Origin of the sequence: Enterococcus sp. DIV1096b, assembly GCF_050498765.1 — a bacterium.
In the GTDB taxonomy this organism is placed as follows: domain Bacteria; phylum Bacillota; class Bacilli; order Lactobacillales; family Enterococcaceae; genus Enterococcus_D; species Enterococcus_D entomosocium.
The window spans coordinates 1,343,003-1,368,073 of record NZ_JBMHEK010000001.1; the positions used below are offsets into that span (position 1 = coordinate 1,343,003).

Sequence of the window (25,071 nt, forward strand, 5' to 3'; positions counted from 1 at the left end):
TTTTCTCTTTACTTTTTATCAGGTTTCGATACAATGAACCTATAGTGAGTAGCAAAAGTGAGGTGTAGCTAATATGGAAATGGAACATATCAATGAGAACACCATTCGTGTATTGATCAAAAGTGAAGACTTAGCTGCGAGAGGCATCACTTTTCTTGACCTTCTAGGAAATCACAATGAAATTGAAAACTTCTTTTACAGTATTCTTGAAGAAGTTGATATTGACGAAGAATTTAAAGGCAGTGAAGCTGTAACTTTCCAAGTCTTGCCTAAAGGCGATGGGTTAGAATTGTTTATTAGCAAAAATCTTCCACCAGAAGGAATGGAAAATTTTGATGAGATGAACGATGAAGCGAATGAAGACATTACCGATATGTTGAAAAAACATGTGGCGGCTCAATTACAAGAGTCAGAGCAAGCAGAAGAAATCGGCAATCGTTTTGTATTCGAGTTGTTGCGATTCGAAGATATGATTCAATTGGCATCCGAAGTATATTTGGATTCCGTTGCAACCAATCTTTACCAAATGGGCAATCATTATTATATTGAAATTCGATTTATGGATGCAGATATTACTGATATTGAAGTGGAAAATGCACTTTCTTATTTGATGGAATTTGCCCAAAGGACTTCAGTGACGCCCGAAGTTTTATCAGAATACGGTGAGTTGATCATGGAAAACGATGCACTTGAATTGACTCGTTTCTATTTCAAGAATGATTAATGAATGAAAATCATTTCCAGCCAAGGACATTTTGACAATGTTTTTGGCTTTTTTAATTGTGTTTGACGAATCTGGCGTACCTCTTATTGAGGTGAGCCAGATGTTGAAAGCGTTGAACCAAAGAAAAGAAGTCATCCTAGCGAAAGGGGCAAAGAAATCCTCGGGCCCTTTTTATTGCCCAGGCTGTCAGAAAGAAGTGATTTTGAGGCAAGGACTTAAGCGACAATCCCACTTTGCCCATCAAGCCACCACTGATTGTCAGACATACAGTGAAGGGGAGACGAAGGAGCACTTGGAAGCAAAACAACTTTTGTTTGAATGGTATCAAGAGATGGATATTGAACTTGAAGCCTACTTGCCGCAACTTAAGCAGCGACCTGATCTCTGTTACAAAAATATTGCCGTTGAAGTCCAGTGTTCTTCACTCAAGGTTTCACGATTTCTGGAACGAACCAGCACTTATTTAGCAAATGGTTATCAGCCTTGGTGGATCCTAGGGACCAAAATGTATCCGAAACGCCATTGGTCGCTTTTGGCAAAAGCCTGCTGTACTTATCAGTCTACTGGCTTTTGCTTGTGGCTCATTGATACGCGAAATCAGGCATTGGTGCGGCTGCACCAAATCAAATGGCACTATCAAGAAGGGGTAATCAGTCGACGAAGCGCTATACAAAAAGGGGAGCCATACAGGAAAGAGACACTTCGACCTTTGTACGAAGCAGATGAATCAGATACCCACCATTCTATTGAATGGGTAGCGGTCGATTATCGTTTGTGGGTGATTCGAAAACTGCGAAACAGACTGCCTAAAATCAGAGAGATTCAAGAAATAGTATACCCGTTGAATGGGAATGTCTCACAGTTGCCTCTTTGGTGCTATTGTGAAAGTCGGTTTGGCTTTTTATTTGAACACCACATACTGATTTTTCGCTTTCTCTATTTAAGTGAATGTCCCATTAGTTTTGAACAGTGGTTGATTCAATTGAGGAAGCTGCATTGGCAATGGTGCTTTCCTTTGCTTGATCAAAGAGAAATACTGAGAGAAATCTTTCAAGAATGCCAATATTTAGAAAATTCGGTTTCTTTTTCAAGCCAATGATTTGGTTTCGTTGAAAAGTGTGATAAGATATTTTTAACCAATGAACAAGGAGTGAAGGGAATGTCAGAAACAAAACAATTACCAGCACGTGAATCGATTCCAGTCGAAAAAACGTGGGACTTAACGAAAATCTATGCCGATGATGCGGCTTTTGACATAGAATTTCAAGAAATCCAAGCACAGCTCAAAGAAGCTAGCAGTTACCAAGGCACTTTAGCAGATGGGCCACAAGCCTTCCTATCCGCTTTAGAATTTGTCTTAGATCTTTCTCGCCGTTTAGAGAAACTGTATGTTTACAGTCATTTGAAAAATGATCAAGATACCGCTAATACGACTTATCAAGGCTTATATGCGAAAGCCAGCAGTTTAGTTGCGCAAGTAAGTGAAGCCGTTGCTTGGTTTGATCCCGAGTTATTGACGATGTCCGATGAAACCATTTGGGGCTATTTCGATCAAGAACCGAAACTAGCTGTTTATCGTCATATGATCGAAAAAACTATTAACGAGCGGCCCCATGTTTTGCCTGCCGATCAAGAAGCGCTATTGGCCGGAGCAGGCGAAATTTTTGGAGCATCCGGCAACATTTTTTCTGTTTTAAACAATGCTGATTTGGATTTTCCAGTAGTTGAAGATGAAAACGGGGAAAAAGTACAGCTATCTCATGGTGTATACGGTGAGTTGATGGAAAGCACGGATCGGTCTGTTCGGGAAGCGGCCTTTAAAGGTCTCTATGGCGTTTATGAGCAATTCCGCAATACCTTTGCCCAAACCTTAAGTACGAATATCAAAGCCCACAACTTTAAAGCCAAAGCCCGTAAATACGACTCGGCACGCCAAGCCGCTTTGAGTGCCAATCATATTCCTGAAAGTGTCTATGATACCTTAGTGGACGTCGTTAATCAGCATTTGCCATTATTACACCGATATATGGCATTAAGAAAACGCCTGTTGGCTGTCGACACGCTTCATATGTATGATGTGTACACGCCGATTTTAGGGGAAGCACCGATTCGCTATACCTATGAAGAAGCAGTCGAAAAAGCGAAAGAAGCGTTAAAACCATTAGGGGAAGAGTATCTAGCTGTAGTTGAAGAAGCCTTCAGCAATCGGTGGATCGATGTCGTTGAAAACAAAGGCAAACGCAGTGGTGCCTATTCTTCAGGTGCTTATGACACACTGCCTTATATCTTAATGAACTGGAATGATCGATTGGATCAACTCTTTACCCTCGTTCATGAAATGGGACACAGTGTGCATAGTTACTTCACACGGAGTAACCAGCCTTATGCCTATGGGGATTACTCGATCTTCTTAGCAGAAATCGCTTCAACCACGAATGAAAATATTTTAACGGAATACATGCTTCAGACTGAGACTGATCCGCGGGTCAAAGCCTATGTCTTGAATCATTTTCTTGATGGCTTCAAAGGAACGATTTTCCGTCAAACGCAATTTGCCGAGTTTGAACACTTCATGCACGTGGAAGATGCGAAAGGAACGCCGTTGACCAGTGAATTCTTAAGCGAGAACTATGCCGAGTTAAATGCAAAATACTACGGACCATCAGTTGAAAAAGATCCGGAGATTCGTCTTGAGTGGTCACGCATTCCGCATTTCTATTACAATTACTATGTTTACCAATATTCAACTGGTTTTTCGGCAGCTTCTGCTTTGGCGAAGAAAATCTTAGCTGGCGAACCTGATGCCTTAACTAACTATTTGAACTATTTGAAAGCCGGACGTAGTGATTATCCAATCGAAGTCATGAAAAAAGCAGGCGTAGATATGACGAAAGCAGATTATATTGAAGATGCAATGAAAGTATTTGAGCAACGCTTGAATGAATTGGAAGAACTCGTAAAAGAAATCGAAGCATAATTGAAAAGAGTACAAACCAGTCCGAAAAGGATTGGTTTGTTTTTTTTGTTCCTCCCGCAATGAAAAACGCTGCGCAGCGAGCCAAACACAAGATCATCGTTTGGCTCGCTGCGCAGCGTCGCTATTGAATAGGGTTTCATAAAAGAATCAACCCTCGATCAATTTCATGAATAGTGGAAAGTTTTGGTGCTTTCAAAGACTGAGCTTTTTGCATAAATGTATCGAGTTCTGTTGCTGTACCACAGACGAGAGGAAGACTTCTCAGTTCCTCTGATCCTTCTAAAAGGACCCCATATTCTTCTTCACTTGAAAAATCATACACCACAGCAGAAGGTGTGATCGTGATGCCCATGTCTTTCGCTACCCTCTGATCAGTGGCAAAGTTCTTTTTCACTAACTCAGATGTACGATCTTCTAGGAACATCTCTAAATCACCATTCGTTTCTGAAAATAGATCTTTCACTAAGGTGTCACAATATTCCTGTTTTTCGATCCCTATCCGTTGTTGCAATTTCAATAAGAAATCCCGAGCAATTTTTTTTCCTTGCAACTGGGCTGCTTTATAATCCAATGACGCAGCATAGATTTGGTTGGTCTGTTCATTTCGCAAGACCAAATCCGCCTTATTCATGGACAAATAGTCCATTGAAACACCTACGGAAAACAAGTTAACGAAAGGCAGGATCTGCAAATGGATTTTTTTGCGGCTCGTGTTTAATTTGTTGAGAATCTCTTTTTCGATATCATAACAAATAGGCCCAATCGGATTAATAAATAAAAAAAGTTCGATCATTTGAATCTCTCCCCAATTAAGATTCTTGAGTAACTTGAAAAACAAAATAAGTATGTTTTATTAAATATAGCAAAAAAACGCGAAAAAAGTAAGCAAAAGGGCATCCTACAATGATTTTTCTTCAACGGCTCGAATGATCTTGTTTTTTGCTGGTCGGTAAGGAACACCAAAAGAATGCAATAACGATTGAAAGGCAAGTTTTCCTTGAATTGGCTCACTGACTTCTAGCTCTAACTCATAATCATGCTGTTGACCATACCAGCTTTCATCCAAAGCAAGTAATCCTTCATTGATCGGAAATTCCGCCCGTTTCGTTTTTAATGCTGCGATCATGTGTAATGAATCAGGTTCGATATTCGCTGCTTTTAAGCGTTGAGCAACCACACCTGTTTTTAAAATTTTTTCTGATGCGATCAATGACGCTGCGGTTTCGATTGTCAAAGGATCAGTCGTTTCTAACAGACCGTGTTCAATGGGGGTCTTTAGCGTTAATTCTGCATTGGTAGGAGTCGTGCGAATGCGTAAGCCAAAATGCTTTTCTCGCAGTTTATAGTCTTGCGTATCAAAGTAATAATTGGTTTGCGTCTTGAAGGCTTTTTCTGACAATTTGTAATAAGCAAGCAACTGGTGGTATTCTTTTTCCGTCAACATTGTTTTATATTCAATCTCTACTTGTTCGACCATTGATTTTCACTCTCTTTCTATTGCAAACATAGTGTACGCTGTTTCAGCTATTCCGTCAAAGAAACTAAACAAAGAAAAGCGGAAACGATTGGGGCAGACAAAAAAATCTTTTGCTTCTGCACTTCTGTCCATTCAGTTTTATTCCAAGAGTATGGTAGAATAAGAGGTATGTTATGAACAGAATCGAGGGAGAAGAATGATTCGAGATTGGGAAGAATTCTTAGCGCCTTATGAACAGGCGGTTTCAGAATTAAAAGTAAAATTAAGAGGCATAAGAAAACAATATCGGGAACAAAACAAACATGTTCCCATTGAATTTGTCACGGGGCGTGTCAAGCCAGTAGATAGCATTTTAACAAAAAGCAAATTACGAGGAATCGCACTGGATCGTCTTGAAGAAGAAATGTCTGACATCGCCGGTTTGCGAATCATGTGTCAGTTTGTGGAAGACATTCACCAAGTCGTTGAACTGTTGCGGACACGTAAAGACATGAAAGTCATTATTGAACGTGACTATATTACCAATAAAAAAGTCAGTGGTTACCGCTCGTATCATCTGGTGATCGAGTATCCAGTTCAATTGATCGATGGAGAAAAAATTATCTTAGCAGAGGTACAAATTCGTACACTGGCGATGAACTTTTGGGCAACGATTGAACATTCATTGAACTACAAATACCAAGGGGAATTTCCCGATGAAATTAGCGAGCGACTACGACGTTCGGCAGAAGCAGCCTACCAGCTAGATGAAGAGATGTCTAATATTCGTGAAGAGATCCAAGAGGCACAGCGATTGTTTTCTCATGGGAAAGGCAAACGCGGCGGACATGACACGCCCAAGTTGCCGAAGGAGGAATCAGAATGAAAGGCATCCGCGTGGCAATCGTCCATAATCAAGAAAGCAAGTCAGTAGAAGTGACGAAGCGTTTAACTGTCCTCCTGGAGCAGTCTGAAAACAAGATCGATCAAGAGAACCCTGAATTAGTGATCTCTGTTGGTGGAGATGGTACGCTTCTTTCTGCTTTTCACTTGTTCAACCATAAGTTAGATCAAGTACAATTTTTAGGGGTCCATACGGGACACCTCGGCTTTTATACAGATTGGCGTGACTATGAATTGGATGAATTGGTAGAGTCTTTATGCAATGACCATCAAAAGAGTGTCAGTTATCCTTTATTGGATGTCCGAATCACTTATGCAAATGGCAAACCAGACAAGCATTTCCTGGCATTGAACGAATCAACGATCAAACGCGGCAATCGCACCATGGTTGCCGATATTTCTATTAAAGAAGACCTCTTTGAAAAGTTTCGCGGGGATGGCCTCTCGATCTCAACGCCAACCGGCTCAACTGCCTATAACAAAAGTGTTGGTGGGGCAGTATTGCACCCAAGTATCAATGCGTTTCAATTAGCAGAGATTGCTTCTTTGAACAATCGCGTCTTTCGGACACTTGGATCACCGATCGTCGTGGGTCATCACGAGTGGGTCAAAGTGCAACTGCAACAAAGTACCGACTATTTAGTGACGATTGATCAATTTACCATCGAGCAAGAAGAAATCGATGCAATCTATTACCGGATTGCCGACGAACGGATTCATTTTGCGTCTTATCGGCATATGCATTTTTGGAATCGTGTCAAAGATTCCTTTATTGGAGAAGAATAAACTCATGGAATTTACGTATCAATATACTGGACAAGGGCAGCAAGTCAAATATTTTTTGAAGGAACAAGGAGTATCCAAAGGTCTGCTAGCGAAAATAAAATTTCAAGGCGGAAAGATATTTGTGAACGACCACGAGCAAAACGTCTTGTTTTCTTTGGCGCAAAATGATAGGGTAACTATTGTAATTCCTCCTGAAGGGGAACATGAAACGATGCTGGCTGATCCGACACCTATTGAGATTGTGTATGAAGATGCCCATCTGTTAATCGTGAATAAGCCGGCTGGCATCTCATCGATTCCTGCGCAATATCATCCGACTGGCACGATGGCCAATCGAGTCAAGGCCTACTATCAAGCGCAACACTATGAAGATCAAGTGATCCATGTAGTGACTCGCTTAGACCGTGACACATCAGGATTGATGCTTTTTGCAAAACACGGCTTTGCCCATGCGAAGCTGGATAGCCAGTTACGGAAGAAGCAAGTTGTTAAAAAATATCAAGCCCTCGTTGCGGGAGATCTTTCCGCATTATCCGCCCATAGCGAGATCGATTTGCCTATCGCTAGGGACCTGACCTCGCTTTTGAAACGCAAGGTCAGTGAAGAAGGAAAAGAGGCACGTACGGAGTATTGGCTAAAACAGCGCAATTCAGATTGCGCATTAGTCGACATTCAACTACACACAGGCCGGACACATCAAATAAGGGTCCATTTTTCTGCAATCGGTTGTCCCTTACTAGGAGACGAGATGTATGGGGGACCAATGGCTTTTGGGATCAGACGACAGGCACTTCATTGCTGTCAGCTGCAATTCCAGCATCCCTTTACGAATGAACCGTTGGCTTTTGAACTGCCTTTACCTGCAGACATGGCCGCTGTTTGTTCAGCTATCGATAAGCAATAACAAATGAGGTGAAGAGATTGGATGAAAATCAAGAATTAACCAAACGATTTGATCAACTGAATCAAGCACTAAAAGACAATGATATCCAGGGATTTCGTGAGGCATTCTTGGATCTGCATATCTACGAGCAGGGTCAATTCTACCAATCTCTAGAAGCAGACGATCGACAAATCGTCTATACGTATCTATCGCCGAAAGAATTGGCAGACATGTTTGACGTCATTGAAGAAGACGATGAAAACATGGTGGACTATCTTTCAGAAATGCGGCCGGCATATGCTGCAACGATGTTAGCAGAGATGTATACCGATAATGCTGTCGATCTACTGAATACATTGGACAAGAAACAAACGGCCAAATATTTGAGTCTGATGACTGCTGAAGCCGCTAGCGAGATCAAAGAACTATTGCATTATGAAGATGAAACAGCTGGATCATTGATGACAACCGAGTTTGTTTCCATTGTTGCCAACCAAACGGTTCGTTCAGCGATGTATGTCTTAAAAAATGCCGCAGATGTTGCTGAGACGATTTATTATATTTACGTCGTGGATACCGACAACAAACTTGTGGGCGTTATTTCTTTAAGAGACTTGATCATCAATGATGAAGATACCATGATTGCTGATATTTTGAACGAGCGGGTGATGTCGGTTCATGTTGGAGATGACCAAGAGGATGTCGCTCAGACCTTCCGGGATTATGACTTTCTCGCATTGCCAGTCACCGATTATGACGATCACCTATTAGGGATCGTGACCGTCGATGATATCATCGACGTTATCGATGATGAAGCAGCCAGTGATTACTCGGGTTTAGCAGGGGTCAATGTAGAAGAAGTCAGTGAAAACCCGATCAAAGCTTCTTCGAGAAGGTTACCTTGGCTCATCACCTTACTCTTTCTCGGAATGGCAACCGCCAGTTTAATCAGCCATTATGAAGAGTTAGTTAGTGAAGCAAGTATTCTCGCCGTCTTTATCTCACTGATCACCGGAACTGCCGGCAATGCCGGTACCCAATCTTTAGCGGTAGCCGTACGCCGCTTGGCGATCAATGATGATAAAGAAAATAGCTTTATGAAAACAGTGGTCGGTGAGGTGCTTACAGGACTTTTCACAGGAGCTATTACCGGATTGACGATTTTTGCTATTGTGGCTGTCTGGAAACAAAATCCGATTCTAGGGTTTGTGATCGGGATGGCTATGATGTGTGCCATCACAGTAGCCAACTTAGCGGGAAGTTTGATTCCGATGCTAATGGATAAGCTTGGGTTTGATCCGGCAGTGGCGAGCGGTCCGTTTATTACGACCCTCAGTGATTTGACCAGTGTTTTGATCTATTTCAATATTGCCAGTCTTTTTATGAACTATTTTATTCAATGAATAAAAAATAAAAGCAAGCCGATGATTTTTCTTCGAGTGAAGAATCATTGGCTTGCTTTTTAATTTTTTGGTTTTGGCAACACCCCAGAAGGAGAGACGCCATAAAGTTTTTTAAAAGACTTGCTAAAGTGATAGGCATCTTGATAGCCAACTGCAGAGGCGACTTCCTTGATCGTGAGGTTGTCATTTTTTAGCATGTCTTTGGCACGTTTTAGGCGGATTTCTATCAAATAGTTAATGGGGCTGACCCCTGTCGCTTCTTTAAAAATCTTGGAAAGGTACGTTGGACTGAGAAATTGATCTTGTGCCAGTTTTTCCAAGGTGATTTCTTCTTTATAATGATTTTCCAAATAATAGACGGTATAGTTGACGATTTGTTGTTGTCTTCTTTGGCTTTTGGAAAGGTAAGGAACGACATTGATGTGGTCTTCATTTAGTCCGCGTAAAATATAGACGAGCATCTCCATCAAGACAGCTTTTTGCATCAACTGAAACTCATCCCGCTCTTCACTGCTTTCTCGCACCAACTGCCACGCTTTTTCCAAAACTTGATGATGGTATTTGCCTAATTCTAACAATGGGTGTTTGTTGGGGAAAAAATTTCGCTTGAATCCTTCCAAGGAAATATTCTTCAGTCCAATATGCAACTGGTGGGAGCGAGTGCCTTTAGGCTGTAATTCGCAGTGGTCGACACCAGGATTAAAAAGCATGACACTGCCAGCACGAATTTTCTTCGCTGGTTCTTTTTCAAAATAATACGTACTTTCTCCTTCTAACAAGACGCTGATTTCTAAAAAGTCATGATGATGCATTTCTCCATGACTTTCTGCTTGCGTCCATGGGTCAAAGAGATAGATGATTTCGGGATTGAAGGTCCGAGGGTTAACTAAATTCATGGCTGATTCACTCCAATTGGGTGCCCATCTCCGATAAAAAAAGGGAATGGTGCTTCTTACTAATATTTTACATCAAAATGAGTAAGAAAAACCATTCAAATCGCTTTTCAAAACGCTAAGCTTAACAACGAGAGGGGGAATTAGATGAGTAATACACAATGGATCTGGCGCTATGCCAAAAAGAACCGGGGAAAAATCATATTGGCAGTCCTGTTTTTAGTGATCAATGCAGCGCTGATCATTGTTAATCCGTACTTGGGAGGAATGGTGATCGATGATGTCATCAATCAGCAAAAAACGCACTTATTGATTCCATTATTGTTGATCATGATCGCAACGACCGTCATTCGTACCATTGTCCGCTACAGTTATCAAATTTTATTTGAACGGGTCGGGCAAAATACGCTATACGATTTACGGGAAGATTTGTATCAGAAGCTGCAAGAATTGGATTTCGACTTTTTCAATCACACTCGCGTGGGAGATATTATGGCACGGATGACTGGTGATACCGATGCCATTCGCCACTTTGTTTCTTGGGTGACTTACAATATCGCTGAATGTATCTTATGGTTCTTTTCAGCGGTGGTGGTCATGAGCTTTATTGATTGGAAATTGATGTTGGCGCTGGTGGCTGTCACACCGATCATATTTCTGTTGACCAATCGCATGTCTAAGAAAGCACACCCGTTGTTTTTTGACATTCGTGAGAGCTTTTCGCGCTTGAATTCAATGGTGGAAGAAAATATCGGCGGCAATCGAGTAGTGAAAGCTTTTGCTCGTGAAAATTTTGAGATTGAAAAATTTCGCTCCTACAACGAAGATTTTAAGACCCGCAATATGGCATCTGCCAAAGTATCCCGTACCTATCTGCCATGGCTTGATGGCTTAGCAGGAAGTTTGTCAGTCATTGCCTTAGTCTTAGGCGGAATTTTCGTAATCAATGGGGAGATGACATTAGGTGATCTCGTTGCATTTAATGGCTATCTATGGATGTTGAATAACCCTATGCGTATGAGCGGTTGGTTGATCAACGATGTTCAGCGATTTTCTGCAGCTTGTATCAAAATTCGACAAATGCTAGCACAAGAATCGAAAATACCGGTTCACCAACAAGAAAAATTAGAACCGATCAAAGGGTTTGTGGAATTCAAAGATGTCTCGTTCCACTTTTCAGATGACCCGGATCAAAATGTGTTGGAAAACATCAACTTCACCATCGGGCCAGGACAAACGTTAGGGATTTTAGGCGAAACTGGGTCTGGGAAAACGACCTTAGTGAATTTAGTCGGTCGTTTTTATGACCCGACTGAAGGGGAAGTATTCATTGATGGGAAAAATGCCAAAGAGTATCCTGTGCGACAAATGCGGGAAAACATTTCAATGGTGATGCAAGATGTCTTCTTGTTTTCTAATACCATCTCTGACAATATTGCTTTTGGAAATCCTTTAGCAGATGAAGGCTTTATTCGGCAAATGGCGGTAGTCGCCGATGCAGATACCTTTATTTCTCGAATGCCTCAAGGCTATGAGACGATTGTCGGTGAAAGAGGCGTCGGACTTTCTGGTGGTCAAAAACAACGGATCTCCCTCGCACGGGCTCTAGCGAAAGATCCATCGATCTTGATTTTGGATGATACGACATCTGCCGTCGATATGGAAACAGAATCGAAGATCCAACAAGAACTAACGAAATTAACTGGAGAGAAGACAACGTTTATCATTGCGCATCGCATCTCCTCCGTTCGAGAAGCCGATCAGATCTTGATGATGGAAAAAGGGCGGGTCGTTGAACAAGGCACCCACGAAGAACTTGTCAAACTGCGAGGTAAATACTATGAAGTGTATCAAAAACAATTAGGTTTGTCAGGAGGTGAAGACGATGGCGAGAAATAAATTTGATGTGGATGAGGAATTAGACCAGGAATTTAGCTGGAAGGATTTCAAGCGTTTGTCCCAATACGTCGTACCGTATAAAAAAAGCATTGGGAAAGTACTATTTACGATCATCCTGGCAAACTTAGCAGGAATGCTGGCGCCCGTTTTCACGAAGATCGCCATCGACTCATCGATTCCTGAGAAAAATGTCAATCAATTGCTGCTTTTAGGAGCTGCCTTTCTAGTGACCTTGATCGTTATTGGCGTCTGCATGCGTTATCGTATTTACCATATCACGAATATTGGGCAAGATGTTTTGAAGGATATGCGCTTTGATATTTTTGAACATCTGCAGCGGCTGCCGTTTTCTTATTTTGATACAAGGCCCCATGGCAAGATCTTGATCCGCATCGTAAACTATATCAATACACTGAGTGACCTGTTGAGTAATGGCCTGATCAATTTGATTTCCGATGTTTTCAACGTCATCATCACCTTGATCTTTATGTTTGCAATCGACTTCAAATTGACCCTATATTCCCTTGCGTTGCTGCCAATTTTGTTCATCATGGTGATGGTAATCAAAAATAACCAGCGCAAAGCCTATCAGGAGTTGAGCAATAAACAGTCCAATTTAAATGCTTACATTCATGAAAGTATTGCCGGCATCAAGATTACCCAATCCTTCGCACGGGAAGAAGAAAATGCAGAGATTTTCCAAGAAGTCAGCAATGATTATCGGACTTCCTGGATGAAAGCTGTCAAAATTCAGTTTCTCATGTGGCCTGGGGTGCAAAACATTTCAGTCATTACGACTTGTTTGATTTATTTTGTCGGCATTCGCCAAATCGGTGTCGCTGTCAGCACAGGTACTCTGATCGCTTTTATCAGTTATATCAATAATTTCTGGAATCCAGTCATCAACATCGGGAATTTTTATAATTCTTTGATTACAGCAACAGCCTATCTTGAACGGATTTTTGAAACGATGGATGAAGTCCCAGATATCGAAGACAAACCAGATGCAAAAGTATTGCCGACGATGAAAGGGACCGTTGATTTTGAACACGTGACCTTCCGATACGAAGAAGGCAAAAACATTCTTTCTGATGTCAATTTTCACATCGAACCCGGGGAAAGCATTGCCTTGGTTGGCCCTACTGGTGCAGGAAAGACCACGATCATCAATTTGCTGAGCCGCTTTTATGATGTCAATGAAGGCAGTGTTAAAGTAGATGGGATGGATGTTCGTGACGTGACGCTGGAATCGCTGCGTTCACAAATGGGGGTCATGCTGCAAGATACTTTTATTTTCTCAGGAACGATCATAGAGAATATTCGCTATGGAAAATTAGATGCGACAGAAGAAGAGATCATTGAAGCAGCGAAAATCGTCCGTGCTCACGACTTTATCACGGAGTTGAAAGACGGCTATCAAACCGTCGTCGAAGAACGAGGAAGCACTTTATCTGCGGGGCAAAGGCAACTGATTTCCTTTGCCCGAGCGTTGTTGGCTGATCCAAAAATCTTGATCTTAGATGAGGCTACTTCTAGTATCGATACGAAGACAGAAGAATTGCTGCAAGAAGGACTGTTGAAGCTGTTAGAAGGCAGAACTTCATTCATCATCGCTCACCGGCTGTCCACAATCAAAAATTCTGACCGAATCTTTTACGTGGCAGGGGGCACGATTGCTGAATCTGGTAACCATGATCAGCTAATGGCACAAAAAGGCTTGTACCATCATTTGTATCAATCACAATACGACTTATTGCAAGCCATATAAAAAGAATCCCCACAAACGATGCGTTCTCATCGTTTGTGGGGATTTCTTTGCGTGATTCTTTTGTGTCACGCAAGCTCAATCATTAAAGTCGACGATTCTGGTTCCATGAACTTCTTTTACACCTAATGTATCAGCAACTTGTTGGGCATTTTCAAAGGAAATGCCACCGCCAGGTAAAATCGTTAAACGCTCACCAGCATAGGCGATCAATTCTTTCAGATGATCGAAGTTGTCTTCAATCGGAGTCCCTGCAGCACCACCATGGGTCAAAATCCGCTGTACGCCATGCTCAGCTAACCAATCGATCGCTTTAAATTGGCGCGCTGCAGGAATCGCGTCGAAGGCCATGTGAAAAGTAACCTGCAAGCCTTCTGCGGTTTCTAACAATAGCTCCAATGCTTCTTCGTCTAACCAGCCGCTAGGAGTTAAGCAACCTAGAACAACGCCGTCTGTTCCTAATTTTTTTGCTTCGATCAAGTCGGTATGCATGATTTTCAACTCAGTGTCATTGTAAACAAAATCACCGCCTCGAGGTCGGATGATCGTCATAACGGGTATTCCTTTTTCGCCAGCATACTGCAGGACTTCTTCTTGCACGCCGGTACTTGGTGTTGTTCCGCCGACCGCTAAATTATCACAGAGTTCAATCCGCTGTGCGCCTCGTGCGATTGCTAAGGGAATATTGGTATAATTTTCTGCACAAAATTCTTTTAACATGATTTACCTCCAATAGATGGGTGTTCAATTGATTTGTTATTCTATCCACTAGCATTCTACCACAAGAATATGCTAAAGTAGAGCAGAGATGAGGGAAGTTGAATGTTAAAAAAAATCGATCGGGGGCGCCTTTTTTTAAACGCCCATTATCACTTATTTGAATGTCCATTGTGCCGCCAAGCATTTTTCCCAACCGAAAATGGCTTGGTTTGTCCAAATCGTCATCGATTTGACTTATCAAAGAAAGGCACACTTTTCTTTTTGGATCATCAAGTTAAAGCAGATTATGATCAAGCACTGTTTTTGCCGCGTCAACGTATGATCGCTAGCGGCATGTATGCACCAGTCCTTGAGACCATCAAAGCAGCTTTGGGGGCTGCTGAGTATCTTTTAGATGTCGGCTGCGGTGAAGGCAGTTTCCTTGCGCAGATGGTCAATGAAAAGACTCAGGCGGCTGTCGGCTTTGATATCGCCAAAGACGGGGTCTATCTAGCAACCAATCAAAACGTACCGGCTTTTTGGTGTGTGGCGGATCTGACCAACCTGCCGTTTGCTGAAGCGAGCTTTGATACGATTTTCAATCTGTTTTCACCGTCAAATTACGGGGAGTTCAACCGCATTCTAAAAAAGGGTGGCCAGTTGATCAAAGTCGTCCCAGCAGCGGATTATTTAAAAGAACTACGAGCCGCTTTTTATCCTGATGACGAAACAAAACAGCAGTATTCGAATGAACGGGTCGTTAGCAAATTTTTTGAACACTATCCCACCGCATCCCGTCAAAGAGTAACGCATGTTTTTGCGATTCCTGAAGAAAATCGGCAAGATTTACTTGCCATGTCGCCGTTAGAGTGGGGGGCTTCGGAGGAAAGGAAAGAAAAGCTGCGTCAAACCCCTTTGGCACAGATAACTGTTGATGTTGAGGTGTTGATTGCGAAAATTTCCTGAAAATATTTTGAACTTTTTTGTTATTTACTCTTGCAATCATGCCATGGGAGTGATATATTGTTCTCAAGTCATTTTTCATTGGTTTTTATCAGGTTCCTGTTCTGATAAAAGTTAGTGAAAAGAGCTTCACTAACGTAACGACTCGCAGTGATCGACACCGAGTTGGTACGTTTTTTTTTATGCCCAAAATTCAACTTAAAAAATGTCTTTTTCAAAAAACAAGCGTGCCAAAATATGGTACTATAGAAGTTATTGAAGAAGCTATTGAGAATCAATTGTAAAACGCAAGATACAGAGACACAAATCAATGCGAGAACCGATCGGCAATATCCGATCGAAAGGAGTTTTTATCTATGAATCACATCGTTCTTTTTGAACCTCAGATCCCGGCCAATACGGGGAACATTGCACGTACTTGTGCAGCAACAAATACTCATTTACACTTAATAGAGCCACTAGGCTTTTCAACGGATGACAAGCAATTGAAGCGGGCAGGACTTGATTATTGGCATGATGTCAATATCACCTATCACAAAGATTTGGCTACTTTTATGGACTTTTTAGGAGAGCGTCCGTTGTACCTGATCTCGAAATTTGCCAATCGCGTGTATTCTGACGTCGATTATACCGCAGATGATGATCAGTTCTTTATTTTTGGGAAAGAAACGACGGGGCTTCCGGAAAGCTTTATGCGTGAGCATGCCGAAAAATGCCTACGCATTCCGATGAATGATGAGCATGTTCGTTCCCTAAATCTATCAAATACGGCTGCTTTGATCATTTATGAAGTTTTGCGGCAGCAAGGCTTCCCACAGCTGGAATTGACACACCATTATGAGAACGACAAACTAGATTAAGAAACGAGGCTTGTTCGATGCAATTATACTTTACCCGTCACGGAAAAACAGAGTGGAACCAAGCGCGCCGCTTTCAAGGGATGCTAGGGGATTCACCGTTATTGCCGGAAAGTCATGAAGAGATCAAACTGCTCGGTGATCATCTGGCTGCTATTCCTTTTGAGAAGATTTATTCAAGCACGTCTTTACGAGCAAAAGTAACTGCCCAAGAGATCCAAACAAGGCTCCATCACCCTGTTGAAATTATTTATAATGAGAACCTGCGTGAGATCGGACTTGGTGAATTAGAAGGACGTTCTATCGATGAAATGCATGAGAAGTATCCTCAACAATTGACTGATCTGCGTAATCATCTTGATCGCTACGATCCCAGTGCCTTTAAGGGAGAGCCGATCCAAGAAACATTGAGCCGGATCGAGACCGTCGTCATGGATGCGGTGATGCAGCATGAAGGCCCATTATTGTTCGTCGGTCATGGGGCATCCTTTACGGCTGCTATCCAGTGGCTTGCAGGCAAACCATTAGCCGAATTAAGAGAGCAAGGTGGACTAGTCAACAACAGCTTAAGCCTTTTAGAGACCAATGACCAAAAAGTACTGCCTTTTGAACTGAAACTTTGGAATGAAGCAAGCTTTTTAAGCAATCAGGCAGGGTTAGACGCTTTATTGTAAACCATGAAAGGAGCGGCACCATGATTCCAGAAAGAACGTTTTTTGTCGGCCATGTTGCCGCCATCTTTTTCCAGAATCCCAGCAATTTTTATAAAGTACTATTAGTTAAAGTCACTGAGAATAATGCCGACTACAAAGACTCGGAGATCGTCGTTACTGGTAGTTTCGGCGAGATCCAAGAAGAGGAAAAGTATCGGTTTTTTGGTGAGCTGGTCAATCATCCCAAGTATGGCGTCCAGTTGAAGGCTGAGAGTTACCAACAAGAACAACCGACCTCTGAACAAGGATTGATTGCCTACCTTTCTGGTGAAAAATTTCCGGGCATCGGCAAAAAGACTGCTGAAAAAATCGTTGACCTGTTAGGAGAAGAAGCGATCGACCGGATGCTGGAAGAACCGGCATTGTTGGAGCAGATTCCAGGGTTAAATGAAAGTAAGCAAAAAATGATTTTAGATACCGTTCGGCAAAACCATGGGATGGATCAAGTAATCGTTGGCTTGAGTCGCTATGGCTTTGGTAGCCAGCTATCTTTTGCTATCTATCAAGCCTACAAAAATGAGGCGCTATCCATTATTGAGGAGAATCCATATCAGCTGGTGGAAGACATTGAAGGCATTGGCTTTAAACGTGCAGATGGCATCGCTGAACAGCTGGGGATCGAGGCTTCGTCACCGCAACGGTTTCGAGCGGCGGTCTTGCATCAAATCTTCGCCCAGTCCTTGCAGACGGGCAATACCTTTATCCACGCCCAAGATTTGTTAGAGCAGACACTGCGCCTATTAGAAACGAGCCGCCCCATTGAGATTGCGCCTGACGATTTGGCATCAACGATCATTCATCTAGTGGAAGAAGGAAAGATCCAACAAGAAGAAACCCGTTTATATGAAAATAGTTTGTACTTTTCTGAATGGGGAATTGCCAGTTCCATCGAACGCTTGCTTTCCCGCAAAAAAGAAATCGTCTATCCTGAGAAAAAAATCAGCAAAACGTTACGTAAAATAGAAAAGCACTTAGGCATCACCTATGGTTCCTCGCAAGAAGAAGCGATCAAAGAAGCAATCCGATCGCCATTGTTTATTTTGACAGGTGGCCCAGGTACCGGGAAAACAACAGTAATCAATGGGATCGTACAATTATTTGCTGAGTTGAACGATTTGGACTTAGAACCATCAAGATACAGCGACGAAACCTTTCCGATTCTCTTGGCAGCACCGACTGGTCGAGCCGCCAAACGGATGAACGAAACGACTGGTTTGCCAAGTGGTACGATCCATCGTTTGTTAGGATTGAATGGCCGTGAAAAAGCACCATCGATTAGTCCCAAAGAGTTAGAAGGCGGTTTACTGATCGTCGATGAGATGTCAATGGTCGATACGTGGTTGGCGAATACGCTCTTTAAGTCGATCCCTACAAACATGCAAGTGATTTTTGTGGGGGATAAAGATCAGCTTCCTTCTGTGGGACCAGGACAAGTCCTTCATGATTTGCTAGCGATCGATGCGATCCCGAAACAAGAATTGACGGAAATCTATCGTCAAGGAGATGGATCAAGTATTATTCCACTGGCCCACGCCATCAAAAACGGGCAGCTGCCTGCTGATTTTACACAAAACCAAAAAGATCGTTCTTTCTTTGCGTGTGATGCGTACAAGATCGAACCGTTGATCGCTCAGATCGTGAAACGGGCGAAAGACAAAGGTTATACGCCGCAAGATATTCAAGTGTTGGCGCCGATGTATCGTGGGGCAGCTGGGATCGATGCTCTGAATAAAATGATGCAAGAGATTTTTAACCCCAACGATGGAACCAAAAAAGAGGTCACCTTCAATGATACGGTGTATCGTATCGGCGATAAGGTCTTGCAGTTGGTAAACTCTCCTGAAGATAACGTGTTTAATGGCGATATGGGCCAAATCGTTGGGATCACTCTAGCCAAACAGTCGGAAGACAAGGTTGACGAACTGGTCATTCAATTTGATGCCAACGAAGTGACCTATAAGCGTAATGAATGGAACAAGATCACATTATCCTACTGTTGTTCGATCCATAAATCCCAAGGTAGTGAATTTCAAATGGTTATTTTGCCGATGGTTCATCAATACCAGCGTATGCTGCAGCGCAATTTGCTATATACCGCTGTGACTCGCAGCAAAGAGATGCTGATTTTACTTGGTGAACCGCAAGCCTACCAAACCTGTGTCAGTCACGAATCTGCCACTCGCTTAACGACATTAAAAGAACGTATCAATGGCACGGAAGAAATGACGCCGCTGCAACGGGCGAAATTGGCTCAGTTTGAGGAAGCCGATGATCCGTTTTATAATGATTCCTCTGAGAACACGAAGGCAAAAATGGTAGCTTCGAAGCCAAAGGAAAATCCCAGCACTGAAGCTGCTGCTAACCAGCAAGCGACAGAAAAGTCACCAGATAGTGGGTTGGACTTGTTTGCTTTTGCCGAACCTGATCCGTCGGCATCAAATCAGACAGAAACGGCCAAGCCTCTGTCAGGGGATAAGGTCCTAAGTGAAGGGACTACGGGGGAAGAAGCACTCATCGAAGAAACGCAAAACGATGGTGTGCTGACCTTAACGATGGTCAAAAAGCATTTAGTAGATCCAATGATTGGGATGAAGGACTGTTCTCCGTACGACTTTATGCCCGTAAAAAACGAGGGATTATAACGATGAGAAAATGCTAAAAATGGGTTGTTAGTGAGCGCTTTCTTTTGGTTTTTCAGCTTCTTATGCTAAGCTGAAATCAAAAGGAGGCGTTACATTATGGCGAAAGAAACCGAAGACAAATTAGCAAAACTCGCAAAAGAATCTGGCAACGACTTTAAGAAATTGGATGAGATGGAAAAAGAATTTAAATTAGATGAAAGCCCTGATGCAGAACGAGGCGAACGGGAAGAATCAGGATTAGAAAAAACGTTAGATAAGGCGCCGATTTTCCCGCCTAACACACCAAATAACCCAACGAATCCTGGCAGTCCTGGAAATCCATGATTTTCTACCAAGAAGAAACCAACTGTTGAATAATCGAATAGAAAGAAACCTGAAGAATGCAAAGGCGCATTTCTTCAGGTTTTTTGTGTCTAACGAGACTCACTGTAAATGCTGATAAAAATAGATTGCTAATTGCGTGCGATCCCGTAACCCCAGCTTTTCTAGTAATTGGCTGATGTAATTACGAACGGTTCCATCACTCAAATACAAGGCATCGGCGATTTCTTTATTGTTTTTACCCGCTGCTACTTCTTTGATGATCGCAAATTCACGTTCGCTAAAGGAAGCTTGATTGTCAATTGATGGTTCGTTCTTCATTAGCTGCGTGAAGGTCTCAACGATTTCATTCCCAAAGACAACTTGGCCATTATAAGAGGCTTTGACAGAAGGGATGATTGCCTGTAAATTCTGTTTGATCAAATAACCTTTCACACCGATGGAAAAGGCTTCTCGAATGTATTCTTCATCTTTGAAGGTAGTCAATAGCAAAAGGATCGCGTGGGGAAATTTAGCCAGTATTTCTTTGGCAGCATCGATCCCAGTTTGTTCCGGCATGCGGATGTCCGTCAGCAAAACGTCAGGACGATGAGTTTCATAGAGGTCAATGGCGTCTTTGGCACAATGACCGATGCCTAATACACGAATTTCTTCTGTGCTTTCTAAAATGGTTTGCAACGAGGTCGTCACAAACGGATCATCGTCAATAATAACTACAGTAATCATTGGTGTTCCTCCTTTGGTAAAATGATCGTCAACTGAAAGCGTTGGTTTTCTTGTAAGATATGAACTTGTCCTTGTTGTTCTTGGACCCGTTGACGCATCGTTTTCAGACCGATTCCAGTTTTAGCAATTTGAGATCCGCGGACCCCATCATTGGTGATTTGCAAGCGGAAAAAAGCAGGCAGTGTCCGAAAATGCAAGACAACGGTTTTGGCATGACTGTGTTTGATGCTGTTGGTCAAGGCTTCTTTGATCACCATTAAGAAACAATTTTGCTGGGCTTCGTTCAATCCTTCAAATAAGGTTCCTTCAATCGTGACTGAAGATGGAAAATCAGCAATCAGAAACTCTAAGGACTGTTGGAAAGTAATCGATGTCTCATGGAGATCATGAACGCTTTGGCGGATACGATCCATCCCAGTGTGAACCGTAGCACTCAAATTTGCTAAGGGCTCATTCAGTTTTGGTTCTTGATTGATCATTTCAAGTGCGCCAATCTGCAAAATGGCACTCGACAGCAGATGGCCAACATTGTCATGGATATCTCGCGCGATTCGATTTCGTTCTTCGGCAATTTGTAAGGCCAATTTTGTTTCTTGTGATAAGGCTAGTACTTTGTTTTGCTGCGATAATTGCTGCTGTTTTTCCCAATGAGTATCTTTTGAAGCGATGTACTTTTTCTCAAGAGCAGACATTCGCTGTTCTTTTTTACGTAAGTAAAAAGCAAAAAGCAACAAAAGGATGACAAAGGCGATCTTGGAGGGGGATTGATTGCCAACTGTTGCGATCAATAAAAATCCTAATAAAGATAGAATGTCATCTTTTCTTTCTTCAGGAGCGATCACCCGCATCATTGCAGGCAGAAAGAGGGCAAGCTCTGGCCAAAAAGTACATAGAAGCAATAGAATAACTTGAAAAAACCAGCTTGCTTTCCTAGGCAATAAATAACTGACACCAGTGAAGAAAATAGCGATCAGCAAAAAAATGACTTGTACGGCAACAAATCCTTGATTTACCAATAGAAGCAACGAGATTGCGAGTAGAAAGCCAGCTTCGCTGAGTAGTCGAGATTTGGACATGGCAGACTCCTTCATTGTGACAAATGTCATAGTTGATTTGGTCAATCGTCACTAGTTTCTTTTCTTAAACTTTATTATAGTCAGATTAACAAGAAATTTGGAAGGAGTTTTTCATCATGATTATTGAAATTGATAAATTAGTTAAACGCTATGGTGATTTTGTGGCATTGAATCATTTTGATCTGCAAGTACAAGAAGGGGAAGTTTTAGGATTATTGGGACCAAACGGTAGTGGGAAATCGACTGCTATCAATTGTATGCTCTCTTTGCTAAATTATGACAAAGGCACCATTAAACTGTTTGGATCAACCATGACCCCTGAAAACTATGCCGTTAAAGCAATGATCGGCGTCGTTCCTCAAGATGTTGCCGTCTTTGAAGAACTAAGTGTACAAGAAAATATCGATTATTTTTGTGGTTTATATGTTGCTGACAAAGAGAAACGGCAAGCATTGATCGAAGAAGTCATACAATTAGTGGGATTGGAAAATTTCGTGACTTTCCATCCAGGTGAGCTGAGTGGTGGCTTGAAACGACGGTTGAATATTGCCTGTGGGATCGCTCATAAGCCACGCTTGATTTTTTTAGATGAACCAACAGTCGCCGTCGATCCCCAAAGTCGTAATAAAATTTTGGAAAGCATCAAAGAGCTGAATCGCCAAGGAGCAACGATCGTTTATACGACCCATTACATGGAAGAAGTGGAAATTCTTTGTGACCAGATCGTGATTATGGATCAGGGACAGGTGATTGCCAAAGGGACCAAGGAATCTCTGAAAGACATGGTACGCACGGCAGATCGTTTGACCATCGACATCCCCTTACTGCCAGACCATGTATTGGCTACAATTCAAACCACCATTACTGCTGACGGGATCGTTTATAAAGAGGGACAGCTCCAAGTAACAACGACGGAACTCAATACGGTCTTGCTCCCCATTTTGACGCTCTTACAAGCAGAGAAAATCAGTTACGGAAAAATTGCAACCAAAGAAGCGACCTTAAATGATGTCTTTTTAGAGATCACGGGCAAGGAATTGAGAGACTAAAGGAGGGGAAAACATGTTTTGGCATTTTTACAAATATCGCACAAAAGTGCTGTTGCGAAATAAATCCATGCTGTTTTGGACGTTGGCGTTTCCCATTCTCTTAGGCCTAATGTTTATGGCGGCCTTTGGGGAGATCGATCAAGCAGGAAATTTAGAGACAATCACGACGGGAATCGTAAAAAACGGGGATCAATCAGCGCTTTCGGAAAATTTTTCCGCGGTCCTTGAACAAGTGGAAATCAATGAAAAACCATTATTTGATCTTAAGGAACTATCAGAAGCAGAGGCAGTTGAAGAGCTGAATGCGGGTGATTTAGCTGGGTTTTATCTGATAGCTGACGAAACGATTTCACTCCATGTGGGGCAAGCGGGCATGAGTCAGACGTTGATGAAAAATGTAATGGATCAATTTTTACAACGTACAGCGATTATTTCTAGTAAAGCAGCAGAACTTGAAACGCTTGATCTTGCACCAATTATGGCCGCGTTTGAACAGGAAGCGACTTTTCAAGAAGTGAATGCTGATCGTGACATGAGTGTTAAAAGTTTTTATTTCTTTACTTTGATTGGGATGGCGATCCTCTATGGGACGATGTGGGGTGTTCGCAATGTTCAGGATCAGCAAGCCAATCAATCCGCGAATGGGATTCGGCTTTCCTTGATACCAAGAAAACGCACATTGGTTTCAAGTGCGAATTTAGCGGCGAGTTTTACGATTGTGTTAGTAGAAGTCTACATTATTTTAGCGGTTTTTCGTTTTGTCTATCAAGTAGACTTTGGTGAACGATGGCAGTGGCTACTACTGGTTGCCGCGTTGGGATCATTGTGTGCGATTTTGCTAGGAACATTGATTGGAAATCTGACGCCAAAAATGAATCTGGTGCAAAAGGATGGCATTTTGATTTCCGTGACGATGGCGATGAGCTTTTTTGCCGGGATGATGGGCTCGGAACAAATCAAGTATTGGCTTGATCTACATGTGCCGATACTGGGGCAAATAAATCTCGTCAATTTGATCAGTGAAAGTCTCTATCAATTATACTACTATACAGATCTGGCTAGCTTTTATACCAATCTTTTATGGTTGACTGGCTTTATCGTCCTTTTCGCAATTGGAAATACTTGGATCGAAAGAGGGGTGCGCTATGACGCTTTATAAAACGATTTGGACTTTACTGAAGGCCAATAAGTCGAATTTACTAATTGGAGTACTGATCACTGTGGGAGTTACATTCTTTTATGCACAAAGCATCGACGTCGAAAACACCTCTTTACAAGAAGCCAACATTGCTTTGATCAGTGAAGAGGAGTCGCCAGTCGTTGACGGTCTTCGGGACTACTTGAAGGAGAAGCAGACCTTGGTCACTTTGGAGGGTACCTCACAAAAAGAAATTGATGATGCCCTTTATTTTAATCGCATAAACATCGTCTTGCATTTACCAGTAGATTTCACGGAACAGGTGGAGGCCGGCCAGATGCCAGCAATCGAGATTCAAAGCCGGCCAGATGCTTTCTCTAAAACCATTGTCACCCAGCAAGTGAACACGTACTTACAGACGCTTTTGCTTTTTAAAGAAGAAGGTAAAACAGTTAGTGAGGCGATAGAACAAGCACAAACAGCGCTAGCCGTCACTGGGCAAGTTGAACTCAGTACAGAATATAGTCAACGAATGAAAAAAATGTTAACAGGCATGACCTTTAACTTATTGTCATATGGTCTCTTTCTATCAATATTTAGCGGGTTTGGCGTGATCAATATGGCCTTTAATCGCAAAGCAATCAGCAAGCGAAACCAGAGCGCCCCTCTTGCTAAACGTGTCTTACAGCGGAAAATCCTGTTAAGCTTGATCAGTTATTCGCTGCTCTTAACTTTCGGCTTTTTATTACTGATGGTGTTATTAGTGATCCGCACGTCTTGGGATACAGCAGCTTGGTACCACATTTTGAACACGTTCTTGTTTTTATTACCAGTCATCAGCTTCTCGGCGTGTGTCACTTCCCTGGTGAAAAATTCAGAAGCAATCGGCGGGATCAGCAATATCTTTATAACCGGCAGCTGTTTTATCGGTGGTGTCTTTGTATCAGCTAATTTCCTGCCAGATATCGTCAATAAAATCGCGGCGTTTACACCAACGTATTGGTTTGTTCAAAACAATACCTTGATTAGCGAGACCCTCACGTACAATCAAGGGTTTACTGAATCGTTTTGGTTCAATGGCTTTGTCTTGGTTGCATTTGCAGCAGTATTTTCAATGATTCATTTTGTTTTGGGAAAAGAAGGCAGTCCTCGTTGGCAGTACAACTCAGCGAAAAACTAACAGGTACACAGAAAAAAA

23 protein-coding genes are annotated in these 25,071 nt (G+C 42.2%); 17 read left to right on the forward strand and 6 right to left on the reverse strand.

Annotation, left to right across the window (positions count from 1 at the left end):
- The first annotated feature begins 73 nt into the window (after positions 1–73).
- The 3 genes from IGJ17_RS06430 (at position 74) to pepF (ending at position 3,701) form a co-directional block, all read left to right on the forward strand.
- Positions 74–724 carry an adaptor protein MecA gene (locus IGJ17_RS06430; RefSeq protein ID WP_005236753.1) on the forward strand — a complete coding sequence of 217 codons (651 nt, stop codon included), beginning with the start codon at positions 74–76 and terminating at the stop codon, positions 722–724.
- A 100-nt stretch (positions 725–824) separates the two neighbouring features.
- Complete coding sequence (locus IGJ17_RS06435; RefSeq protein WP_223347076.1) at positions 825–1,823, forward strand: competence protein CoiA; 999 nt, start codon at positions 825–827, stop codon at positions 1,821–1,823.
- A gap of 60 nt (positions 1,824–1,883) precedes the next feature.
- On the forward strand, positions 1,884–3,701 hold the full coding sequence (gene pepF, locus IGJ17_RS06440; protein ID WP_086332242.1) for an oligoendopeptidase F: 1,818 nt from the start codon (positions 1,884–1,886) through the stop codon (positions 3,699–3,701).
- Between the two features lie 136 nt (positions 3,702–3,837).
- Here pepF and IGJ17_RS06445 read toward each other — a convergent pair whose 3' ends face one another.
- Positions 3,838–4,494, reverse strand: a complete 657-nt coding sequence (locus tag IGJ17_RS06445; protein ID WP_008379746.1) for a DsbA family protein — start codon at positions 4,492–4,494, stop codon at positions 3,838–3,840.
- 105 nt (positions 4,495–4,599) lie between these two features.
- Positions 4,600–5,178 (reverse strand): CYTH domain-containing protein, encoded by a 579-nt coding sequence (locus IGJ17_RS06450; RefSeq protein ID WP_086332243.1) that lies wholly within the window; start codon positions 5,176–5,178, stop codon positions 4,600–4,602.
- A 196-nt stretch (positions 5,179–5,374) separates the two neighbouring features.
- On the opposite strand from IGJ17_RS06450, the gene IGJ17_RS06455 reads away from it, so the two are divergent.
- The 4 genes from IGJ17_RS06455 to mgtE are packed head-to-tail and all read left to right on the forward strand — an operon-like array spanning position 5,375 to position 9,132.
- A complete protein-coding gene (locus IGJ17_RS06455) occupies positions 5,375–6,043 on the forward strand; it encodes a GTP pyrophosphokinase (protein ID WP_005236729.1) in 669 nt (222 codons plus the stop codon).
- 5 nt (positions 6,044–6,048) lie between these two features.
- Positions 6,049–6,846: an NAD kinase gene (locus IGJ17_RS06460; protein WP_301280263.1), complete on the forward strand. Its 798-nt coding sequence runs from the start codon at positions 6,049–6,051 to the stop codon at positions 6,844–6,846.
- Between the two features lie 4 nt (positions 6,847–6,850).
- Complete coding sequence (locus IGJ17_RS06465; RefSeq protein ID WP_034872214.1) at positions 6,851–7,750, forward strand: RluA family pseudouridine synthase; 900 nt, start codon at positions 6,851–6,853, stop codon at positions 7,748–7,750.
- Between the two features lie 17 nt (positions 7,751–7,767).
- On the forward strand, positions 7,768–9,132 hold the full coding sequence (mgtE, locus tag IGJ17_RS06470; RefSeq protein ID WP_086332244.1) for a magnesium transporter: 1,365 nt from the start codon (positions 7,768–7,770) through the stop codon (positions 9,130–9,132).
- Between the two features lie 59 nt (positions 9,133–9,191).
- Here the strand turns inward: mgtE and IGJ17_RS06475 are convergent, their stop codons facing one another.
- Positions 9,192–10,028: an AraC family transcriptional regulator gene (locus tag IGJ17_RS06475; RefSeq protein ID WP_005236722.1), complete on the reverse strand. Its 837-nt coding sequence runs from the start codon at positions 10,026–10,028 to the stop codon at positions 9,192–9,194.
- Positions 10,029–10,172: 144 nt separating this feature from the next.
- Between IGJ17_RS06475 and IGJ17_RS06480 the strand changes: the two genes are divergently transcribed.
- Positions 10,173–11,924 carry an ABC transporter ATP-binding protein gene (locus IGJ17_RS06480; RefSeq protein WP_086332245.1) on the forward strand — a complete coding sequence of 584 codons (1,752 nt, stop codon included), beginning with the start codon at positions 10,173–10,175 and terminating at the stop codon, positions 11,922–11,924.
- The gene (locus IGJ17_RS06485) at positions 11,911–13,692 is read left to right on the forward strand and encodes an ABC transporter ATP-binding protein (RefSeq protein ID WP_005236718.1); all 1,782 of its coding nucleotides are present in this window, start codon (positions 11,911–11,913) and stop codon (positions 13,690–13,692) included. Before IGJ17_RS06480 ends, IGJ17_RS06485 begins: the two co-directional genes overlap by 14 nt.
- A gap of 75 nt (positions 13,693–13,767) precedes the next feature.
- Here IGJ17_RS06485 and IGJ17_RS06490 read toward each other — a convergent pair whose 3' ends face one another.
- On the reverse strand, positions 13,768–14,409 hold the full coding sequence (locus IGJ17_RS06490; RefSeq protein WP_086332246.1) for a copper homeostasis protein CutC: 642 nt from the start codon (positions 14,407–14,409) through the stop codon (positions 13,768–13,770).
- A 102-nt stretch (positions 14,410–14,511) separates the two neighbouring features.
- Here IGJ17_RS06490 and IGJ17_RS06495 point away from each other — a divergent pair, with 102 nt between their 5' ends.
- The 5 genes from IGJ17_RS06495 (at position 14,512) to IGJ17_RS06515 (ending at position 19,887) form a co-directional block, all read left to right on the forward strand.
- Entirely contained in the window at positions 14,512–15,354 is an 843-nt protein-coding gene (locus IGJ17_RS06495; RefSeq protein ID WP_061053975.1) for a methyltransferase domain-containing protein, read from the forward strand.
- Between the two features lie 353 nt (positions 15,355–15,707).
- Positions 15,708–16,211 carry a tRNA (uridine(34)/cytosine(34)/5-carboxymethylaminomethyluridine(34)-2'-O)-methyltransferase TrmL gene (gene trmL / locus IGJ17_RS06500; protein WP_008379765.1) on the forward strand — a complete coding sequence of 168 codons (504 nt, stop codon included), beginning with the start codon at positions 15,708–15,710 and terminating at the stop codon, positions 16,209–16,211.
- A gap of 17 nt (positions 16,212–16,228) precedes the next feature.
- Complete coding sequence (locus tag IGJ17_RS06505) at positions 16,229–16,882, forward strand: histidine phosphatase family protein (protein WP_008379766.1); 654 nt, start codon at positions 16,229–16,231, stop codon at positions 16,880–16,882.
- A 20-nt stretch (positions 16,883–16,902) separates the two neighbouring features.
- A complete protein-coding gene (recD2, locus tag IGJ17_RS06510; protein WP_016613259.1) occupies positions 16,903–19,563 on the forward strand; it encodes an SF1B family DNA helicase RecD2 in 2,661 nt (886 codons plus the stop codon).
- Between the two features lie 96 nt (positions 19,564–19,659).
- Positions 19,660–19,887 carry a hypothetical protein gene (locus IGJ17_RS06515; protein ID WP_005236708.1) on the forward strand — a complete coding sequence of 76 codons (228 nt, stop codon included), beginning with the start codon at positions 19,660–19,662 and terminating at the stop codon, positions 19,885–19,887.
- A 99-nt stretch (positions 19,888–19,986) separates the two neighbouring features.
- On the opposite strand, the gene IGJ17_RS06520 is transcribed toward IGJ17_RS06515, so the two are convergent.
- Positions 19,987–20,610 carry a response regulator transcription factor gene (locus IGJ17_RS06520; RefSeq protein ID WP_008379771.1) on the reverse strand — a complete coding sequence of 208 codons (624 nt, stop codon included), beginning with the start codon at positions 20,608–20,610 and terminating at the stop codon, positions 19,987–19,989.
- Positions 20,607–21,716, reverse strand: a complete 1,110-nt coding sequence (locus tag IGJ17_RS06525) for a sensor histidine kinase (protein ID WP_005236702.1) — start codon at positions 21,714–21,716, stop codon at positions 20,607–20,609. Before IGJ17_RS06525 ends, IGJ17_RS06520 begins: the two co-directional genes overlap by 4 nt.
- Positions 21,717–21,802: 86 nt before the next feature.
- Here IGJ17_RS06525 and IGJ17_RS06530 point away from each other — a divergent pair, with 86 nt between their 5' ends.
- The 3 genes from IGJ17_RS06530 to IGJ17_RS06540 are packed head-to-tail and all read left to right on the forward strand — an operon-like array spanning position 21,803 to position 25,053.
- Entirely contained in the window at positions 21,803–22,735 is a 933-nt protein-coding gene (locus IGJ17_RS06530) for an ABC transporter ATP-binding protein (RefSeq protein WP_005236700.1), read from the forward strand.
- 13 nt (positions 22,736–22,748) lie between these two features.
- Entirely contained in the window at positions 22,749–23,894 is a 1,146-nt protein-coding gene (locus tag IGJ17_RS06535; protein ID WP_034878640.1) for an ABC transporter permease, read from the forward strand.
- Entirely contained in the window at positions 23,881–25,053 is a 1,173-nt protein-coding gene (locus IGJ17_RS06540) for an ABC transporter permease (protein ID WP_016613262.1), read from the forward strand. Before IGJ17_RS06535 ends, IGJ17_RS06540 begins: the two co-directional genes overlap by 14 nt.
- Positions 25,054–25,071 lie beyond the last annotated feature (18 nt).

What these genes read in the sequence shown, in the direction of transcription:
- IGJ17_RS06535 (WP_034878640.1), top strand. Translation starts at nt 22,749, where the DNA reads ATGTTTTGGCATTTTTACAAATATCGCACAAAAGTGCTGTTGCGAAAT.
- IGJ17_RS06450 (WP_086332243.1), bottom strand. Translation starts at nt 5,178, where the DNA reads ATGGTCGAACAAGTAGAGATTGAATATAAAACAATGTTGACGGAAAAA.
- IGJ17_RS06525 (WP_005236702.1), bottom strand. Translation starts at nt 21,716, where the DNA reads ATGACATTTGTCACAATGAAGGAGTCTGCCATGTCCAAATCTCGACTA.
- IGJ17_RS06480 (WP_086332245.1), top strand. Translation starts at nt 10,173, where the DNA reads ATGAGTAATACACAATGGATCTGGCGCTATGCCAAAAAGAACCGGGGA.
- IGJ17_RS06455 (WP_005236729.1), top strand. Translation starts at nt 5,375, where the DNA reads ATGATTCGAGATTGGGAAGAATTCTTAGCGCCTTATGAACAGGCGGTT.
- IGJ17_RS06495 (WP_061053975.1), top strand. Translation starts at nt 14,512, where the DNA reads ATGTTAAAAAAAATCGATCGGGGGCGCCTTTTTTTAAACGCCCATTAT.
- IGJ17_RS06515 (WP_005236708.1), top strand. Translation starts at nt 19,660, where the DNA reads ATGGCGAAAGAAACCGAAGACAAATTAGCAAAACTCGCAAAAGAATCT.
- IGJ17_RS06435 (WP_223347076.1), top strand. Translation starts at nt 825, where the DNA reads ATGTTGAAAGCGTTGAACCAAAGAAAAGAAGTCATCCTAGCGAAAGGG.
- IGJ17_RS06485 (WP_005236718.1), top strand. Translation starts at nt 11,911, where the DNA reads ATGGCGAGAAATAAATTTGATGTGGATGAGGAATTAGACCAGGAATTT.
- IGJ17_RS06445 (WP_008379746.1), bottom strand. Translation starts at nt 4,494, where the DNA reads ATGATCGAACTTTTTTTATTTATTAATCCGATTGGGCCTATTTGTTAT.
- trmL (WP_008379765.1), top strand. Translation starts at nt 15,708, where the DNA reads ATGAATCACATCGTTCTTTTTGAACCTCAGATCCCGGCCAATACGGGG.
- IGJ17_RS06505 (WP_008379766.1), top strand. Translation starts at nt 16,229, where the DNA reads ATGCAATTATACTTTACCCGTCACGGAAAAACAGAGTGGAACCAAGCG.
- IGJ17_RS06530 (WP_005236700.1), top strand. Translation starts at nt 21,803, where the DNA reads ATGATTATTGAAATTGATAAATTAGTTAAACGCTATGGTGATTTTGTG.
- IGJ17_RS06520 (WP_008379771.1), bottom strand. Translation starts at nt 20,610, where the DNA reads ATGATTACTGTAGTTATTATTGACGATGATCCGTTTGTGACGACCTCG.
- IGJ17_RS06490 (WP_086332246.1), bottom strand. Translation starts at nt 14,409, where the DNA reads ATGTTAAAAGAATTTTGTGCAGAAAATTATACCAATATTCCCTTAGCA.
- pepF (WP_086332242.1), top strand. Translation starts at nt 1,884, where the DNA reads ATGTCAGAAACAAAACAATTACCAGCACGTGAATCGATTCCAGTCGAA.
- IGJ17_RS06475 (WP_005236722.1), bottom strand. Translation starts at nt 10,028, where the DNA reads ATGAATTTAGTTAACCCTCGGACCTTCAATCCCGAAATCATCTATCTC.
- IGJ17_RS06540 (WP_016613262.1), top strand. Translation starts at nt 23,881, where the DNA reads ATGACGCTTTATAAAACGATTTGGACTTTACTGAAGGCCAATAAGTCG.
- IGJ17_RS06430 (WP_005236753.1), top strand. Translation starts at nt 74, where the DNA reads ATGGAAATGGAACATATCAATGAGAACACCATTCGTGTATTGATCAAA.
- recD2 (WP_016613259.1), top strand. Translation starts at nt 16,903, where the DNA reads ATGATTCCAGAAAGAACGTTTTTTGTCGGCCATGTTGCCGCCATCTTT.
- IGJ17_RS06465 (WP_034872214.1), top strand. Translation starts at nt 6,851, where the DNA reads ATGGAATTTACGTATCAATATACTGGACAAGGGCAGCAAGTCAAATAT.